The organism is Paenibacillus sp. FSL H8-0104, from assembly GCF_038050215.1.
GTDB lineage: Bacteria > Bacillota > Bacilli > Paenibacillales > Paenibacillaceae > Paenibacillus > Paenibacillus amylolyticus.
Genome location: NZ_JBBOTC010000001.1, coordinates 5,889,116 through 5,907,014, shown reverse-complemented (window position 1 = coordinate 5,907,014; position 17,899 = coordinate 5,889,116). Strand labels below are relative to the sequence as shown.

General features: G+C 45.8%; 17 protein-coding genes. All 17 read left to right on the top strand.

The window, feature by feature from the left end; translation table 11 throughout:
• The first annotated feature begins 55 nt into the window (after positions 1-55).
• The 17 genes from NST38_RS26130 (at position 56) to NST38_RS26050 (ending at position 17,870) form a co-directional block, all read left to right on the top strand.
• Positions 56-319, top strand: coding sequence for a hypothetical protein (locus NST38_RS26130; protein WP_036606904.1), 264 nt, complete (start codon positions 56-58; stop codon positions 317-319).
• A gap of 318 nt (positions 320-637) precedes the next feature.
• Positions 638-1,612 carry a ubiquinol oxidase subunit II gene (gene cyoA, locus NST38_RS26125; protein ID WP_036606906.1) on the top strand — a complete coding sequence of 325 codons (975 nt, stop codon included), beginning with the start codon at positions 638-640 and terminating at the stop codon, positions 1,610-1,612.
• A gap of 21 nt (positions 1,613-1,633) precedes the next feature.
• Positions 1,634-3,604 (top strand): cbb3-type cytochrome c oxidase subunit I, encoded by a 1,971-nt coding sequence (locus NST38_RS26120; protein ID WP_036606909.1) that lies wholly within the window; start codon positions 1,634-1,636, stop codon positions 3,602-3,604.
• Entirely contained in the window at positions 3,605-4,225 is a 621-nt protein-coding gene (gene cyoC / locus NST38_RS26115; protein ID WP_036606911.1) for a cytochrome o ubiquinol oxidase subunit III, read from the top strand.
• On the top strand, positions 4,226-4,555 hold the full coding sequence (gene cyoD / locus NST38_RS26110; protein ID WP_036606914.1) for a cytochrome o ubiquinol oxidase subunit IV: 330 nt from the start codon (positions 4,226-4,228) through the stop codon (positions 4,553-4,555).
• 224 nt (positions 4,556-4,779) lie between these two features.
• On the top strand, positions 4,780-5,763 hold the full coding sequence (locus tag NST38_RS26105) for a zinc-dependent alcohol dehydrogenase family protein (RefSeq protein WP_076319666.1): 984 nt from the start codon (positions 4,780-4,782) through the stop codon (positions 5,761-5,763).
• A 71-nt stretch (positions 5,764-5,834) separates the two neighbouring features.
• A complete protein-coding gene (locus NST38_RS26100; RefSeq protein WP_036668056.1) occupies positions 5,835-6,407 on the top strand; it encodes a biotin transporter BioY in 573 nt (190 codons plus the stop codon).
• Positions 6,408-6,484: 77 nt separating this feature from the next.
• Positions 6,485-7,294, top strand: a complete 810-nt coding sequence (locus NST38_RS26095; protein ID WP_341344151.1) for an energy-coupling factor transporter ATPase — start codon at positions 6,485-6,487, stop codon at positions 7,292-7,294.
• Positions 7,279-8,142: an energy-coupling factor transporter ATPase gene (locus NST38_RS26090; protein ID WP_076253568.1), complete on the top strand. Its 864-nt coding sequence runs from the start codon at positions 7,279-7,281 to the stop codon at positions 8,140-8,142. Before NST38_RS26095 ends, NST38_RS26090 begins: the two co-directional genes overlap by 16 nt.
• A gap of 2 nt (positions 8,143-8,144) precedes the next feature.
• Complete coding sequence (locus tag NST38_RS26085; RefSeq protein WP_076253569.1) at positions 8,145-8,948, top strand: energy-coupling factor transporter transmembrane component T family protein; 804 nt, start codon at positions 8,145-8,147, stop codon at positions 8,946-8,948.
• Between the two features lie 83 nt (positions 8,949-9,031).
• The gene (locus NST38_RS26080) at positions 9,032-10,696 is read left to right on the top strand and encodes an adenine deaminase C-terminal domain-containing protein (RefSeq protein ID WP_341344150.1); all 1,665 of its coding nucleotides are present in this window, start codon (positions 9,032-9,034) and stop codon (positions 10,694-10,696) included.
• The gene (locus NST38_RS26075) at positions 10,696-12,198 is read left to right on the top strand and encodes an AMP-binding protein (RefSeq protein ID WP_341344149.1); all 1,503 of its coding nucleotides are present in this window, start codon (positions 10,696-10,698) and stop codon (positions 12,196-12,198) included. The genes NST38_RS26080 and NST38_RS26075 overlap by 1 nt, the downstream gene beginning before the upstream one ends.
• The gene (locus NST38_RS26070; protein ID WP_305955693.1) at positions 12,195-13,373 is read left to right on the top strand and encodes a thiolase family protein; all 1,179 of its coding nucleotides are present in this window, start codon (positions 12,195-12,197) and stop codon (positions 13,371-13,373) included. The genes NST38_RS26075 and NST38_RS26070 overlap by 4 nt, the downstream gene beginning before the upstream one ends.
• A gap of 13 nt (positions 13,374-13,386) precedes the next feature.
• Positions 13,387-14,244, top strand: coding sequence for an SDR family NAD(P)-dependent oxidoreductase (locus NST38_RS26065; protein ID WP_341344148.1), 858 nt, complete (start codon positions 13,387-13,389; stop codon positions 14,242-14,244).
• A 40-nt stretch (positions 14,245-14,284) separates the two neighbouring features.
• Positions 14,285-15,493, top strand: coding sequence for a glycosyltransferase (locus NST38_RS26060; RefSeq protein ID WP_340028343.1), 1,209 nt, complete (start codon positions 14,285-14,287; stop codon positions 15,491-15,493).
• A gap of 18 nt (positions 15,494-15,511) precedes the next feature.
• Positions 15,512-16,744: a sugar efflux transporter gene (locus NST38_RS26055; protein ID WP_100529841.1), complete on the top strand. Its 1,233-nt coding sequence runs from the start codon at positions 15,512-15,514 to the stop codon at positions 16,742-16,744.
• Positions 16,734-17,870 carry a glycosyltransferase family 2 protein gene (locus tag NST38_RS26050; protein WP_339185695.1) on the top strand — a complete coding sequence of 379 codons (1,137 nt, stop codon included), beginning with the start codon at positions 16,734-16,736 and terminating at the stop codon, positions 17,868-17,870. Before NST38_RS26055 ends, NST38_RS26050 begins: the two co-directional genes overlap by 11 nt.
• The last annotated feature ends 29 nt before the right edge of the window (positions 17,871-17,899 follow it).

Genomic DNA, 17,899 nt, shown 5'->3' with positions numbered 1-17,899 from the left:
GTGGTATATTGGTATAAGGAAAGCACTTACAAAAAGGGAAAAGGAAGTGTTTACTATGGCATCGAAGACAGCAATGGTTAGCCAATTGGAGCGCAAAGACAAAAATATGCGGCGCGCCGTCTTGACGATGACAGTTCTGGCATGGGTCGCACTCATTACGGGAGTGATCATGTGTCTGATCAATCTGAACGAATTTAATGATCGTAATCTTGGCTTGATGGTTGGTATTGGATTCCTTGTAGGTAGTGTGTTTATTTACGTTATTGCCAAAGCGATTGGCCTTGTTCATACACGCCGGGAAGACGAAGGCGCCGATTGATTATAATCCTGCGTTAATTCGTTCATAATAAGACTGGATGAGTTCCCGGAATCCAGTCAATAAAGCCCTTTGCGGATTCGTTGACACTGTTCAACGGGACTGCAAAGGGTTTTATTTTGTGACTTGAAGTGTAAAGATTACGAAGTACAAATATCAAGCATGCAAGCGATTTGTGAGAAAAAATTCACACATTTAAGGTGTAAAATCGACAAATTTGTTAACAAGAACAAAAAAGTTGTTCATTTCTGATATCTTTAGTAGGAAGAGAGTAGTATACTGATTTTTCAGTATGAGCGAATTTAAGGAGAGGGGATCAAAATGAACAAGAAACCTAGGTCGCTAATCCGGATTATCATTCCGGTTGTCCTGACGTTGGTTACAATTGCATTGATTGTCTGGCCAATGCTGGCAGGCGGACAGTACGTTGTTCTGGATCCGAAGGGGCCAATTGGCGCTTCGCAGAGAGATTTGATTGTCATCTCGACAATTTTGTGTGCTGTCATTATTGTGCCAGTACTCATTTTGGCTGCCGTAATCGTATGGCGTTACCGTGAGAAACCGGACAACAAAGCAGCATATGAACCTAACTGGGCTCATAGCACCAAAGCGGAGGTTGTATGGTGGACCATTCCAATTATTATTATTGGAATACTTGCAATTGTAACGATTCGTTACACGTATGTTTTGGAACCTTCGAAGCCGTTGGCTCACGAGAAAGCACCAATTACCATCCAAGTGTCTTCACTGGACTGGAAATGGCTGTTTATGTATCCAGAACAAGGAATTGCAACGGTTAATACGTTGAATATTCCGGCAGACCGGCCCGTGAAATTTGAACTCACTGCGGATTCACCGATGAACTCATTCTGGATTCCGCAACTTGGAGGACAGATTTATACGATGTCGGGTATGGCGATGACCTTGTATCTGCAGGCAGATCATGAAGGCAAGTACTGGGGTTCAGGCGCTAACTTCACAGGTGAGCATTTTGGAGAAATGCGTTTTGATGTGAATGCTACATCGGACGAAGATTTTGACAATTGGGTAGCTGAAGTGAAACAGAGTTCTCAGGCGTTGACTACAGAAGGTTACAAAGCACTGGCTGAGCCAGGCACAAGCAACGTTGCTTATTATTCTGCCTTCCCAGAAGGATTGTTCCAAAATATTGTGACCAAGTATGTAGTAGATGGTCAAAGTGCTCACAGTAAGCATGGAACTTCAAAAGAAGCTTCTGGAGCCATTCAAAATGCAACTGATACGTCCAATCAAGACGAGGACAAGAGTGCTAACTAAAGATTCGAAAGGAGGCCCCCAATGTTAGAGGGACTTAAAGAGTTTGCATCGGAGTTTTTCGTAACCGGTGATCCGCTCATTTATGGTGCGATGGTAGCTATCGGAATTACCATGATTACTATTGTAGCGGTGCTAACTTATTTCAAAAAATGGGGCTGGCTCTGGCGTAACTGGTTAACGACTGTCGATCACAAAAAGATCGGTATCATGTATATCATTGCTTCCATTATCATGTTGTTCCGTGGTGGTGTGGATGCGCTAATGATGCGCCTTCAGCTAGCTATGCCTAACAATGAATTTCTGAATCCTGAGCATTATAATCAGGTCTTCACAACTCACGGTACGATCATGATCTTGTTCATGGCGATGCCATTTATGTTTGGTCTATTTAACGTTATCGTGCCATTACAGATCGGAGCAAGGGACGTTGCGTTCCCGTTCCTGAATGCACTGAGCTTCTGGTTATTCTTCCTGGGAGCAATGCTGTTTAACCTGTCATTCGTTATCGGTGGTTCACCGGATGCAGGATGGCTGAGTTATCCGCCTCTATCGGAGCTGTCACACAGTCCGGGGGTAGGACAGAACTTCTATATATGGGGTATACAGATATCGGGTATCGGTTCCTTGGCTACCGGTATCAACTTCCTGGTTACCATCATTAAAATGCGTGCGCCAGGCATGAGATGGATGAAAATGCCGATGTTCACATGGTCGGTATTCTCCACTTGTATCATTATCTTGTTTGCTTTCCCGATCTTGACCGTGACACTTGCATTGTTATTCCTCGACAGGTTTGCCGGGGCGCATTTCTTCACACTTGATCTGGGCGGTAACCCAATGATGTATATAAACTTGATCTGGATGTGGGGTCACCCTGAGGTATACATTGTCGTCTTGCCGGCATTCGGTGTTTTCTCCGAGATTGTGAGTACCTTCTCACGGAAAAAACTGTTTGGCTACAAATCGATGGTATTCGCGATGTTGATCATCAGCTTCCTGTCCTTCTTCACATGGGCGCATCACTTCTTCACGATGGGTTCCGGAGCAGACGTGAATGCATTCTTCGCCGTAACTACGATGTTGATTGCTATTCCAACAGGGGTTAAGATATTCAACTGGCTGTTTACCATGTATCGAGGAAGGATTCGCATGGCGACTCCGATGATGTGGACACTTGCCTTTATCCCGTGCTTTATTGTCGGGGGTATGACAGGCGTTCTGTTATCCGTTGCTCCTGCTGACTTCCAGTTCCACAACAGTTACTTCCTGATTGCCCACTTCCACCAAGTATTGATCGGTGGAGTTGTCTTCGGATACTTCGCAGGTCTGTACTACTGGTGGCCTAAAATGTTCGGTTTCCAACTCGAAGAGAAACTGGGCAAATGGGCATTCTGGACTTGGAATATTGGTTTCTATGTCTGCTTCATGCCGCAGTACGCTGTCGGTCTAATGGGTATGACACGTCGTCTGAGCACATACGGCTGGGATACTGGCTGGTGGGAACTGAACTTCGTATCCACAATCGGGGCATTCCTGATGGGTGTCGGATTCCTGTTCCAAGTTGCACAAATCGCAGACGGTATTCGCAAATACAAATCACTCAAAGCTTCCGCCGATCCATGGGATGGCCGTACGCTGGAGTGGTCAATTCCTTCACCAGCTCCTGAATACAACTTCGCCGTTACACCGCGCGGAGATGATATTGATGAGTGGTGGGAAGAGAAAGAACGTCGTGCCAAAGGCATCTATCCGCCAGAGCAACCGCTTGAGCCGATTCATATGCCGAAGAACTCTGGAATTCCGTTCATCATGTCTGTCTTCTGGTTCATCGCCGGTTTCGGCTTTGTCTTCGGATGGTTGTGGATGGCAATTCTCGGACTCGCTGGCGTAGGGATCTGTATGATCGCCCGTTCATTCTCATATGATACGGATTATTACATTCCGGTTGACGAAATTAAACGTACCGAAGCGTCGTTAAGGGGGTCGGTATAGATGGCTCAAGCAGCCGCTAAGCACGGTGAGAATCATGCACATGGTCACGACCATGGACATCATGATCCACAGGAAATGAAAATTCTCGGTTTCTGGTTCTTCCTGATTTCCGACGTTATCCTGTTCTCCGTATTGTTCGCAACCTTCATTGTGTTGCGTGACAATACGGCGGGCGGACCGATTTTGTCTGAATTGATCAAAATGCCTGGTGTTATTGCCGAAACGTTTATCTTGCTCACAAGTTCATTTACGAGCGGACTAGCCGTACTGGCGATGAATCAAGGCAAAGTAAAACAATTAATCAGTTGGCTGGCAGTTACAGCCGTTCTGGGTGCAAGCTTTATCGCACTGGAAGTATATGAGTTTATTGAGTTGATTCACGAAGGGTTCAGCTTTACAACGAGTGCTGCTTCTGGCGCATTCTTCACCCTTGTGGGAACTCACGGACTTCACGTATCGCTTGGTCTGATCTGGATGATTGGACTTATGTTACAACTGAAAAAACGTGGTATTACCGATGTTACTCGCGGTAAAATTAACGTCATCAGCTTGTACTGGCACTTCTTGGACGTCGTATGGATTTTCCTCCTGTCGATCGTCTATCTCATGGGGGTGATGTAGATGTCAGAGCACAACTCACATGATTCCCACGGTCATGAGCAACATGGTTCACTGAAGTCTTATGTCATCGGCTTCATTCTGTCCGTCGTTCTGACAATCATTCCACTTGTGGTGGTTCTCAATGATATGATGGAAAGAACAGGAACACTCATTGTTGTTCTTGGCACGGCAGCACTTCAGTTTGTGGTTCAACTCTTCTTCTTCATGCATATCCGTGAAACAGAGAAACCACGCTGGAATGTGATGGCTCTTATCTTCGGTTTGCTGATTATGATGACCATCGTAATTGGTTCGATCTGGATTATGCTTAACAATGCTGTTGCACATTAATTGATATGATGAAAGAGCTTCACGACCTTGGAATTCAAGGTTGTGGGGCTCTTTTTTTTCTAAGCAGAAGTTATCGCATATTTTAATGAAAAAAAAGTTGTATTATATCATAATAAGTCGTTGATGAAATAATTTACCAGTGATACTATTGTTATACACTCTGGAAATATATTCAATATTTTAGTTAGAGCAATTTTAGCAAAATTATTTTAGGAGATGTACTAATGAAAGCAAGGGTAATCCGTTATTATCGTTTTGGCGAACCAAGTGAAGTATTATGTATGGAAGAAAAAGATGTGATACCCCCTGGCCCCGGTGAATTAGCAGTGAGGATGTATGCTCGACCTATTAATCCCTCCGATATTATTCCTGTTCGAGGAGCTTACCCGCATCGTACCCGATTACCAGCTGTTCCCGGGTTTGAGGGTGTGGGGGTGGTAGAAGCAGTAGGGCCGGGAGTTTCCAATCAAATGTTGGGTCGCCGTGTCTTGCCACTAAAAGGTGAGAATACTTGGCAGGACGTCGTGAAGACTTTGGAGCAACATACAATCATTGTGCCGAATGATATCGATGATCACTCAGCAAGTCAGCTCTATATTAATCCGGTTACGGCTTGGTTGATCTGTACAGAGGTGCTTAAGCTTACGTATGGTGATACCCTGATTGTGAATGCAGGGGGATCTGCAATCGGGCGAATCTTTGCACAGATCTCAAAAATCTATGGATTTAAATTGATTGCGCTTACGAGAGATGATCGTCATACTGCTGAACTGTATCGTCTTGGAGCAGTTTCTGTTATCAATACAACGAAAGAGTTGCTCCAGGCTAGGATCACGGAATTAACAGAGGGGTGCGGTGCTGATGCAGCCGTGGATTGTATTGGAGGGACAGATGGGGAACAGTTGGTGAGTTGCCTTAAGCCAAATGGCACGGTCATCAGTGTAGGACTGCTTTCGGGGATCACACCGTTATGGCATGAAGTTACCCGGGGAACACAAGTTCATGTGAAACTTTTCTGGTTAAAACATTGGGTGGAACGCTGTACGCAAGAACGCTGGGAACAGGTATTTCATGAGGTAATGGAGTTGGTCAGAGCAGGGAGGCTTGTCATGACAAACATTGGGGCGACGTATGAACTAACGAATGTACAACAGGCTATTGCAGCGGCTGAATCGGGTATCGAGGGGAAGGTTCTCTTAATACAGTAGTACATAAGACTTGGAAAAACTCAACATAAAGGATGCGTAGTTAATAACTAATTCATATTGGGGGCCTTGTTGTGAAGATTAAAGATATGATGTTTACTGCGATTATGGCAGCTGTTATTGCAGTACTTGGACTGTTACCTCCGATTCCACTACCATTTATACCTGTGCCAATTACAGTCCAAACGCTGGGCGTGATGCTGGCAGGCAGTATCCTTGGTGCTCGATTGGGAGGGGTAAGTCTCTTGCTCTTTGTTGTTCTGATCGGTTTAGGAGCTCCATTGTTGTCCGGTGGCAGAGGGGGCTTGGGTGTTCTGGTTGGACCTACAGGCGGGTATGTTCTTAGTTATCCGATTGCTGCTTTTGTGATTGGGTTGTTAGTTCAACGTACATCCGTTGCAGGCATTAAATTTTGGAACTTTCTACTGAGCAACATCGTGGGCGGAATCCTTGTTGTGTATGCAGTGGGTATTCCATTCCTGTCCTTTATAACGGATGTACCAATTACACAGGCTATCATAGGCAACCTTGTTTTCATTCCAGGTGACCTGCTCAAAGCAGTGCTTGCTTCACTTATTGCTGTTAGAATTCTCAAGGTAAGTCCTACAATGATCCAGGATACGAAAAGGCAAACTCCGGGGGTCTAACATTATGATATTCAGAGACTGCACATTCTTAAGCACTTCTATACAAGTAAATCGCGCCAAGTGATGGAGGTACTACAGTGATTCATTTTTCCAATGTAACGTTTGGTTATGCAAACCGAGCAACAATGTTAAACGATATTAACCTTCATATTCGTTCTGGTGAATATGTGGCGTTTGCTGGAAGGAATGGAGCAGGGAAATCCACCATAGCTAGGTTAATGAACGGGTTACTCCTTCCAACCACAGGCCAAGTAACTTTTAATGATTATGTGACATCCAATGAAAATGATTTAAGTATCATTCGTCAGAGAATTGGAATGATCTTTCAAAATCCAGAGAATCAAATTGTAGCATCTACAGTGTTTGAAGATATCGCCTTTGGCCTGCAAAACGTTTGTGTCCCTACTGAAGATATCGAGCGTCATGTAACAGAGGCATTGAGCCAAGTGGGGATGCTGAATTATTATAATTCTGATGTATATTCGTTATCAGGAGGGCAAAAACAGCGTATCGCTATTGCGGGAGTTCTCGCTATGGGACCAGAAGTTATTGTTTTTGATGAATCTACCTCAATGCTCGACCCGGAAGGCAAAGATCAGATTGCATTGCTGATGGGAGAGTTGCATAAACAAGGAATTACGATTGTAACAATTACGCATGACTTAGAGGAGATTGCAGCATCTTCGAGGGTTATTGTACTTGATCAGGGTGACATTTGTTATGATGGATCGCCCGAGGTCTTGTTTCAGGGTGAATACTGGCGTTTTCCCGGGATAACGGCTCCTTTTATTGTCGAGGCAAGAGAGGCACTGAACCGGAAGGGGCTACACTCTTCTTCGGCACTCACTCTGGAAGATTTGGTGGATGATTTATGCAAATTACACTAAAAGAAGTGGACTTCTCGTATCATGTTGGAACACCACTGGAGAACAACGTATTGAGCAACATTACACTCACCATGGGCGATAATCGTATTATTGCTGTTGTGGGGAAAACGGGATCAGGCAAGTCAACTTTTGTACAGCTGCTCAATGGGCTTTTGCAACCTATAAATGGAACAGTTGATATAGGGGATTTTCGAATGACAACCGATCGAAAAAAAACGCACGTTCTCTACGATAAAGTAGGTATTGTATTTCAATTCCCGGAGCATCAATTATTCGAGGATACGGTAATAAAAGACATTTCTTTTGGTCCCAAGAACTTGGGCTGGTCGGCCGAAAAAGTACGTAGTACATGCTTGGATGCATTACACATGGTAGGTCTGGACGAATCTTTCTGCAATAGATCACCGTTTGAATTAAGTGGCGGAGAGAAGCGGAGAGTGGCAATTGCAAGTGTGTTAGCGATGAACCCGGAGGTACTTATTCTCGACGAGCCAACGGTAGGGTTGGATTCGGAAGGAAAAGAGCAGCTGATGGAACTCTTTTGTTCCTGGCAGCAGGAACAGGGGAGTACGATCATTATGGTGACGCACGATATGGAGACTGTTGCCGAGTACGCCGAAGAAGTGATTATATTTGAACGTGGTCAAGTGCAAAGACATACGACTCCGCTCCAATTGTTCACTGAATATCAAGTTGAGTTGAAAGATATGGGATTAAAGCTGCCTAAAGCGCTCCAGCTCGTGGAAGCCATAAATGTAAAATTGAACGTTGAATTGCAGCTGGAGTCGGTAAAGAAAGAATGGATTTTGTCATATATTGCTGATTTTTTTCAGAGGAAGGAATTGTAGTTATGTCCTTATCTCAATCATTTATCATTGGTCAGTATGTCCACAGAAACTCCATCATTCACCGGCTTGATCCAAGAGCTAAACTCGTCATCGCGTTCCTGTTCATGTTGTCTGTCATGCTGTTGAACTCATGGCTTTCATACGTATTGTCTGCGGTGTTTGTGGTGTGTGTAGTCACTATATCGCAAATACCACCCTCCTATATTGTTAGAGGATTGAAACCTGTTTGGCTAATAGTCATTGTCACATCTGTGTTTCACATTTTTCTGACACAAGGGGGGGAGCTATGGCTTGAAGCGGGAGTGTTTTCGATCTACGAGGAGGGTGTCATTAAAGCAGGTAATATAGCCATTCGCATCATTCTTCTTCTCGTCATCGCTTCATTGTTGACACTTACGACAAAGCTGGGTGATCTCGCACAGGCTATTGAAGATCTGTTGAAGCCTGCCAAGCGGTTGGGTGTTCCTACACAGGAATTTGCGTTGATGATCTCGTGGACGATCCGCTTTATTCCAATCCTGTTGAATGAAACCGACAACGTGATGAAGGCACAGCGGGCAAGAGGTGTTCGTTTTAATTCCGGTAATATCGTTCGTCGTCTGCAAAGTTTTATCCCAATTGTAGTCCCTATCCTTCTGTTAGCGTTCCAGAAAGCCGAAAGCGCTTCACTGGCCGTTGAGGCACGCGGATATAGCCCTGGCATGAATCGAACGCAACTGAGAACGTTAGCTTTCAAAAAGCTCGACTATAAAGTGCTGATCATATCCATTTTTTGTTTCGCACTTTTGTTGGCATTACGAAAGTGAGGTAAGCTATGAGGATTTACCCGACAAATCTACAGCAATATCACAGACTCATTTCAGTATCTAAAGGTGATCAGCCTGCGACAATGTGGATTAGACAGGCATCTTACTTGAACGTATACACAGGGGAAGTTGAACAAGCGAATATCTATCTGTCCGGAAGTCGTATTGCCTACGTTGGAGCCAAGGAACTACCCACTTCAGACCAGACCCAGGTCGTTGAATTGGAGAAAGGTCATGTTGTTGTTCCAGGATATATTGAACCTCATGCACACCCATGCCAAATGTACAATCCTTATACATGGGGAGAAGCTCTGTTACAGAAGGGTACGGTCTTGTCCATTAATGATAATCTGTCTTTGTTAACGTTTCTAGGAACTGAAGCTTTGTCATTCATTGAGAAGCTGGAGGAGACAAGTCACCATATGTTCCTATGGTGGTGTAACATTGACCGTCCTGATCGAGCTGATCCAATGACTATGGACAAGTGGCTACAACATAACCTTGTGATACAGAGCGGGGAACTGACCGAATGGCCCAAACTGCTGGCGAACGACGAAGTATTGGTAGAGCAACTTTATCTAACGAAGGCTCATCATGGGATGAGGGCGGAAGGACATTTGCCTGGCGTATCTTATGAAAAAATAAGTACTATGGCTGCAGCGGGCATCACAGCTGACCACGAAGCTCTCCATGCCGAAGATGTACTTAGACGATTAAAAGCGGGGCTACACGCCTCTCTTCGATACTCATCTATTCGTCCTGATTTGCCACACCTCCTTAAAGGGATGAAAGGTGATTCCCGGTTCAATATGAACCGAATGATGCTTACCAGCGATGGCCCGTCACCAAACTATGTGAAGAGGACGAGCTGTGCCAGCATGATCAAGATCTGTATGGAGACGGGAATATCTGTAGCGGATGCCTATCGTCTTGCTACCTTAAATCCGGCAGTATATTACGGTCTGGATGAAGACTTAGGCGGGATTGCACCAGGCAGACTGGCTTGTTTGAACGTCTTAACCTCCATAAATGAACCTGATCCACTACATGTCCTGCAACGAGGTGAGTGGGTGGTCCAAAATCAAAGGCGAGTAGTAGAGCCAGATGAAGCAGAGATACACACTTGGTTGCGCTCCACTTTTCCGTCTCGTCGAACGATCGTCAACCTGAGGATGGACCAGATGGAAACTCGAACCGACACCGGTATTGAACTGGTGAACGATGTCATCACCCAATCGTACCATTTTGATCCCCGAGCGGAATTGGAAACGGATGAGAACTGGATGACATTGCTGGATGTTAACGGAAGTTGGGTGATTAACACCCGAATCAAAGGTTTAGCGTGTGGGATCAAGGCATTAGCAAGTACTTACAACGCTTCGAACGATACACTTTTACTTGGGCGATCTCTGTCTGCCATGCGCGAAGCGTCTCAGGAGTTGGAAGTTCGCGGGGAAGGAATATTAGTATATTTCGTGGATGGGGAGCAACTGTACATTCCTCTTCCTCTCAGTGGAGCTATGAGCTTGGAGAGCGTGGCATCAATCGGCGCTAGTGTGGATCATTTCAATGAGAAAATGCGTGTCCACGGTTACCGATTTGGTGATCCTCTGTATTCTCTTTTATTTCTGACAGCTTCACATTTGCCGCATATTCGTGTATCGGACAAAGGGTTGTATCTGGTTAAAACAGGTGAGATAGTGCTCCCGGCTACCCCCTTAGTTAATACAGTAAGGAAGGTGAAATGATGTTACTGGCTGATGCGATACGCATGCATGCTTCCCAGAATCCTGAGAAAACTGCCATCTTTGATGATGCCCGGCAGATTTCGTACGCCGAGCTATACCATGGAATAAAGCTGGCAGCAAATACAATTCTGGCTACTGAGGAAGATTTCGAAGCCGATGAACTTCCTCTTGTCGGCCTGCTGATGAACAATAGTGCCGTGATGATCGAATACTTTCTTGCAGCCACCAAAATTGGAATGTGTGCTGCTGTATTTGATCCCAAGTGGAGCGATGCAAATCTGACGGAGGTTATTAATGAATGTGAACCTCGTGTGCTTGTCATAGATGTGGAGTTCAAAGCCAGAATACCTCATATTCCATCGTCAACAAGGGTGATTACTGTGGATACAGGTGAACCTCGTTCTCTCAGAAGGGAAGAAGCCGAACCACAGCGATCCTCAACTGAAGATAGCCTGTTCTACATGGGATATACCTCCGGGACGACCGGACGACCGAAAGGCTATCTCCGTTCTCAGCGTTCATGGATCGAGAGCTTTGCATATGCGCGTGAAACATTCGTGCATGATGCAGGAGACCATGTATTGGCGCCGGGTTCTTTGGTCTATTCACTTACGTTATATGCGTGCATTCAAACGTTGTATATTGGCGGGACATTCCATCTAACAAGCAAATTCCGAGCGGAATACGTATTGGAGACGTTAGCAACACATGCGGTTACACATCTTTATCTTGTACCTACGATGTTTGAAGCACTCTACAAAGCGTTCATGGCTTCTGATTCAGTTATTGCGCTGCCATCTGTCAGATCTCTCATTACGTCAGGTGATAAATGGTCGCCAGAATCCAAACGGAAGGTGAAAGAGGTATTTGAAAATGCAGGTTTGTATGAATTTTATGGTGCCTCCGAGCTAAGCTTTGTCACAGTACTTGATCCGGAAGGAAATCGGTATAAACCTGATTCAATCGGTAAACCGTTTGCCGGTGTGCAGGTATCCATTCGTGAAGCGGATAGTACGGAAGTAACCGAAGGCGCAGTAGGACAATTGTTTGTGAAGAGCCCGATGATCTTTGCCGGATATTATGGTTCCGAGGAAGAAACCAGCCAAGTTGTACATGGTGAATGGGCAACTGTGGGAGACCTTGCAACACGAGATTCCGAAGGCTATTTATATCTGGTTGGTCGAAAGAAAAACATGATTATTAGCGGAGGGCTTAATATATATCCGGAGGAAATCGAGAAGCTGTTGTTAACATTGGAAGGCATTGAGGAGGTCATCGTTGTAGGTGTACCCGATGTATACTGGGGCCAAAAGGTGAGCGCACTTATCAAGCTCAGAATGGGTAGCGAGGTTAGTGATGATGAGATTGTATCATTGTGCCGTCGTGAGCTTGCTACCTACAAGTGTCCAAAGGAAATTATGCGGGTGGATGCCTTCCCCTATACAACGAGTGGAAAGATTTCGCGAACAAAACTGAACGAGTTACTGAAAATAAAGATATGAACAATATGTTGATTCCTGTTATTCTTTCCGCGAAGCGAACTGCAATCGGCAAATACGGGGGGATGTTTAAGGAGACACCGCCGGAGATACTGGCTGCAGAAGTCATTCAGGCCATTTTAAGCGAAATTCCCATCCCTCCCGGTGACATTGATGATGTTCTATTGGGGAATGCAGTAGGCGGGGGAGGCAACATCGCCAGGTTATCCGCGTTACAAGCCAAACTCCCAGTAGAGGTCCCTGGCGTGACGATTGATCGTCAATGCGGATCTGGTCTTGAAGCTATTCATTTAGCAGCGAGGCTGATTCAATCAGGTGCCGGGGAAGTGTATCTGGCTGGTGGTGTCGAAAGCACAAGTCGTGCACCCTGGAGATTGGAGAAACCCTTGTCTCTGTACGGGAGTGTAGTACCTCAAGTAATCACTCGCACACGATTCTCTCCGGAATGGATCGGAGATCCGGATATGGGGAAGGCGGCTAACAACGTTGCTAAGAAGTACGGTGTGACTCGAATGGACCAGGACGAATATGCGCTTTCCAGTCATAGGAAAGCGATTGCTTCAATACAAAGCGGGCGTTTCGACAACGAAATCGTTCCATTGTCTATCCCGGAGGGTAAGCAACTCAGAATCATTCATACAGACGAATGTCCTCGGGCGAATACAACACTTACGAAGCTTGCAGCATTGCCATCTGTTTTCGAACAGGATGGTACAGTGACGGCTGGTAATGCATGTCCATTGAATGATGGTGCCGCTATCGTTTTAATCATGTCAATGGGAAAAGCATTATCGTTAGGACTTACACCCCTAATGAAATTTATCGACAGTGTGGCAGTGGGGGTTGACCCGAACTACTTGGGTATCGGTCCGGTCCCTGCCGTTACCAAGTTGCTCAGCCGAAATCGCTTGGCAATGGAAGACATTGATCTTGTGGAATTCAATGAAGCGTTCGCTTCACAAGTTCTGGCCTCTTTAAGGGAACTGCATATTCCAACTCACATTGTTAATGTGGGAGGAGGGGCACTGGCGCTTGGACACCCGTTCGGTGCATCGGGAGCCATCCTGGTTACACGCCTATTCAACGAGATGAGGCATATAAAGGGGGCTCGGGGAATCACAACACTGGGTATTGGTGGTGGGATCGGGCTTGCATCATTGTGGGAGAAGTGCGAATAGGAGGAAACAGTCTTTGTTGTTAGAGGGACAGGTAGCAGTCATTACGGGTTCCAGCCGCGGAATTGGGCGTGCAACCGCAATACGTATGGCACAAGAAGGAGCCAAGGTAGTAGTCAACGGTGTACAAGAAGGTGGGGTATGGGACGTTGTCCAGTTGATTCGGGATCAGGGTGGGACCGCTATTGGGGTCGTTGAATCCGTTGCAAGCATGGCCGGTGGTGAACGCATCATATCGGAGGGTCTTCGCGAATTTGGCAAGATTGATATCCTGGTGAACAACGCCGGAGTTGTTCACGATAAGATGGCCCATAAAATGAGTGAAACCGAGTGGGATCTTGTATTGAAATCGCATCTTAAGGGAGCCTTTGCTTGTATCCGGTCCGCTCTGCCGGGCATGAGGGAACGAAGGGAAGGCAGCATTATTAATATGATCTCCGTGGCGGGCTTGACCGGAATGATCGGACAATTAAATTACAGTGCTGCCAAAGCCGGATTGATAGGCATGACGTGGACACTTTCGCTGGAACTTGAATCTTATGGCATTAATGTGAATGCAGTTTCTCCCGCAGCGCGTACTGACATGACAATGCCCTATATCGAACGGGCGAAGCAGACCGCTGAAATGAAAGGCGAGTCGTTTCCCGAGTACTGGAAAGTAGGTTCAACGGAAGATGTGGCCGAATTGATACTTTCCTTATGTCTGCCGCGTTGCCGTAGGGTTACCGGTCAGATCTTCTCTGTTAATGGTGGAAAGATCGGTGTGTGGTCCCCTCCAGAGCACCGTATAGTTGCCACCCAATCCAGTAGGGAGAACGGTTGGGAAGCAGGCGAACTCTTTGAGCAAGTGTTGTCAGCCTACGTGAAAGTGTAGAACTATTTCCGAAATATACGAATTGATGGAGGAAATTTTGTTGAAGAAAAAACGCATTTTTATTGGGATGATGGCCGGGATGGGGAGAGTGAATCGTTGTCTTCCCATAGCACTAAAGTTACGAGAGATGGGACATGAGGTGGCGTTCACAATCTGGGGAAATGCCGGGGGCGCGATGGAACAGATGGGTTTTACCTATATTCCGATTCCAGTTATTCCTGCTCCCAAGGGACAGGTTTTCCACCCAAACTTCAAGGATATGAATCACTTTTTGTCCATGATGGGGTACTCGGACCCTGTTTACATGCGAAATGAGCTTGAAGCTCGTCTGCGGGTAACCATCGGTTTTAAACCGGACCTTGTTATTTCCGATTCGAGTGTCCCCGCAGCGTTCATTGCCTGTAAGCTGGACATTCCTCTCGTTTCTATGAATCAGTCCAGCACACTTCCAGGTGGTCTTCCTTTTACAACGAATTATGGATTATATGGAGACATACCAGATGTCACGAATGTGTTGAACGGAGCGTTGGTTGAGTACGGTCTGCCTAAAACGGACAACCTTCTCACATTTCTGGCGGGTAATCTTGCCCTTCTTCCGAGCATACCGGATTTTGATCCGGTACAGATCGGGAAGCTGCCCGTTCCAATTGAATATATCGGTCCCGTGGTATGGAGAGATACAAATGAGACAGGAATGCCTGCGAACTGGTTGAAGAAATCAGACAACGACAGGAGGCCACGTGTATTTGTGTACACAAGTCGTCTCGTGGAATGGGGTGTGGAGAGTGGTGGTCATATTTTCAGGGAAGCCGTTAGAGCACTCGGTAACACTTCGACGGAGCTTTTGATTGCTACTGGTTTTAATCCATTGGAAGGGGACAGCGTGGAAGTTCCCCCTAATGTACACTTCACCTCATATGTATCGGGAGTTATGGCAGCCGAGCATAGCGATGTCATGATTCACCATGGCGGACATGGAAGTTGCATGACGACGATCTTAACAGGCACGCCGTCGTTGGTCATTCCGACCTGGGCAGAACGTGAGTTTAACGCCAAGCAGTTACAGGACGTTGGCGGTGGCAGAGTAATGTCCCCAGATGAGGTTACGGGATCCGCTCTAGCTGAGACCGTTAACGCGATGATGACTAATGGAGACATGGATAAGGCTATGGCGCTGAAGGAAAACGTCTGTACTTCGCAGTACGGAGGAGCCGAGCGTGCAGCTGAACTCATTCGTCGGTTGTTGTAAAGAGGGGGCAAGGTTCTATTGAAAAGTCTTTTGGTTGTCCTGAGAAGTCCGGCCTTACTTTTATTATCCGTATGTATTTTTTTTATTGGTTTGGGATACGGATTAACGCTACCATTCATGCCATTATTCGGAGTAGAACGGGCTGGAATGAGCCCCTTATCATTAGGGATCTTTATGGCGTGTGGATCGTTAAGCGGCATTATCATTAGTACGCTGTTTAGTCGATTGTCCGATAAAAAGCCTGTGCGCAAGTGGATCATTGTTGGATCATGTGTATCTGCTTCTGTAGGCTATGTATTCTATGCAAATACGGACAGTTACATTGTGTTAATGCTGGTTTCCTGTACTTTCATGGCCTTGTCATTCTCGGCCTTTCCGCAATTATTTGCTCTTGCGAGAGAAGTAGTCGAGAGGGAGGCGAGTGAAGATGTCACCGTTGTTATGGCTGTATTGCGAGCTCTGGTGTCTCTGGCCTGGATTCTTGGTCCTGTAATGGCTTCTTTTATAATCTACCAGTTCTCGTACACAGGCCTGTTTCTGGTTGTTTCGTTGATGTACATGCTCGTTGCCGTATTTGTACTGATGATTCGAGCAGACGAGATTCGGGAACCGGGTGGCGGAACGGAATTATCATCTGACTCAGTACGTAGCTTCAAGCGCCTGCTGATGGCACCGCAGATTGTATTTTCATTACTTGCTTTCATGGCATTTGAGTTGGCTAATACGATGGGGGGAATTGTAACTCCCTTATATGTTACGCAAGAGTTGCAAGGCGGGAAGTTGGACGTTGGCATGATCTCGGGAGTTAACGCAGCCTTGCAGGTTCCCACCATGATCATTTTGGGAATACTGGCCAAAAGGTTTGGTAGTATCACAGTTATGAAATGCGCGGGATTGTTTGGAGTCGCCTATTTTTCACTATTTTGGTTTACCCAATCGGGATGGCAGATCATTGCTATCCAGATATTCAGTGCCATTTTTATCGCGATTGTACTTGGAGTTGGAATGACTTTTTTTCAGGATTTGGTTCCTAAAATGACAGGTACGGCCACAACGTTGTACAACAATGCAAACATCATTGGTTCCATGGGTGGTGGATTACTAGCCGGAGCAGTCGGAAATTATTTTGGTTTTAAAATAGTGATTGCCTGTTCGGCAGCACTTGCCTTCCTGGGATTTGTACTATTATTGGTGCCAAACGCAAATAAAAAGGTAGTCCGGCATGTGGGAGGAGATACGTATGAAAGCTAGTGTAATTATTCTATCGCATAATCAGAAAGAAGTGATTCAGGCCTGTTTGTCTTCCTTATCGAGACAGCGTTTGTGTGAAGGCGATCAATACGAAGTTGTAGTTATCGATAACGGGTCTATAGACGGCACGGGCGAGATGATCGGCAGGCTTACGTATGATTTTCCTATACGATATAATTACATTCCTTCTACGGAGCAATCAAGTCGGGCAGCGGCACGAAACAAGGGGATTACTATCTCGAATGGAGATGTGATCGTGTTCCTTGATGGAGATCAACTCGCCGGACCGGACTTTATCTATGAACATTTGAGAGTGCACAAGCTAGCCGAGGGGAAACTTGTCATAGGGTTTCGAAGATATTTGGGTGAAGAGAGCATCGATATAACGTCGTTAAATTCGGGATGGGTGCATACTGCTATTACATCATCAGAAGCAGATGAACGATTTCAGCTCATGGAACGTTTTTCGGAAAATGGAAGCGCATTCCGCACAGCGTGGCATCTGTCTTTCAGCTGCAATTTCTCGGTAACAAGAGAAGTACTGATCCGATCGGGTATGTTTGACGAAGGGTTCAAGGGATGGGGGTTGGAAGACAGTGAGCTTGGCTATCGTCTGCAACAGGCTGGAGGAACGTTCGTATTGAACAAAAAAGCGTTAACCTTCCATATCTTTCACCCTTCCGAGTTTGATGAGAATCGTTATGATGGTTGGAAAACGAATCTAGATTATTTCCTCGAATGTCATCCGATGTTTGAAGTACAGGCGCAAAACATCTTAAAGGAATTTTTTGACCCAGAGATTAGAAAATCATGGTGGGATTGTTATATTCGCTTTGAGAAGGTTGTAAGAGCACATCAGGGTTACGAGGGGGATCGATTACCTGTCAGCATCATTGTTGTCTATGCCGAGGGCCCAGAACTGATCCAGACCATTTCGGCAGAAGCTGCCCATAGAGAAGTGTTGGTTATAGATAAGACACCATCATCGGACCTGGATATCTTGTGCCAATGTATTAACGAGAAATTTGATGTTTTGTATTACAAGCATCCTTCGGAAGATCAGTTAATCGACTTGTACCATCAGTATGCAGTCAGGGGAATTGTGAAACATGAAATTTTCAAGTGATCATGGATCAGCTGTTCTGGCCCCAAATG

Coding starts and splice junctions, on each gene's coding strand:
- NST38_RS26130 (WP_036606904.1), top strand. CDS start 56: ATGGCATCGAAGACAGCAATGGTTAGCCAATTGGAGCGCAAAGACAAA.
- cyoA (WP_036606906.1), top strand. CDS start 638: ATGAACAAGAAACCTAGGTCGCTAATCCGGATTATCATTCCGGTTGTC.
- NST38_RS26120 (WP_036606909.1), top strand. CDS start 1,634: ATGTTAGAGGGACTTAAAGAGTTTGCATCGGAGTTTTTCGTAACCGGT.
- cyoC (WP_036606911.1), top strand. CDS start 3,605: ATGGCTCAAGCAGCCGCTAAGCACGGTGAGAATCATGCACATGGTCAC.
- cyoD (WP_036606914.1), top strand. CDS start 4,226: ATGTCAGAGCACAACTCACATGATTCCCACGGTCATGAGCAACATGGT.
- NST38_RS26105 (WP_076319666.1), top strand. CDS start 4,780: ATGAAAGCAAGGGTAATCCGTTATTATCGTTTTGGCGAACCAAGTGAA.
- NST38_RS26090 (WP_076253568.1), top strand. CDS start 7,279: ATGCAAATTACACTAAAAGAAGTGGACTTCTCGTATCATGTTGGAACA.
- NST38_RS26085 (WP_076253569.1), top strand. CDS start 8,145: ATGTCCTTATCTCAATCATTTATCATTGGTCAGTATGTCCACAGAAAC.
- NST38_RS26080 (WP_341344150.1), top strand. CDS start 9,032: ATGTGGATTAGACAGGCATCTTACTTGAACGTATACACAGGGGAAGTT.
- NST38_RS26075 (WP_341344149.1), top strand. CDS start 10,696: ATGTTACTGGCTGATGCGATACGCATGCATGCTTCCCAGAATCCTGAG.
- NST38_RS26070 (WP_305955693.1), top strand. CDS start 12,195: ATGAACAATATGTTGATTCCTGTTATTCTTTCCGCGAAGCGAACTGCA.
- NST38_RS26050 (WP_339185695.1), top strand. CDS start 16,734: ATGAAAGCTAGTGTAATTATTCTATCGCATAATCAGAAAGAAGTGATT.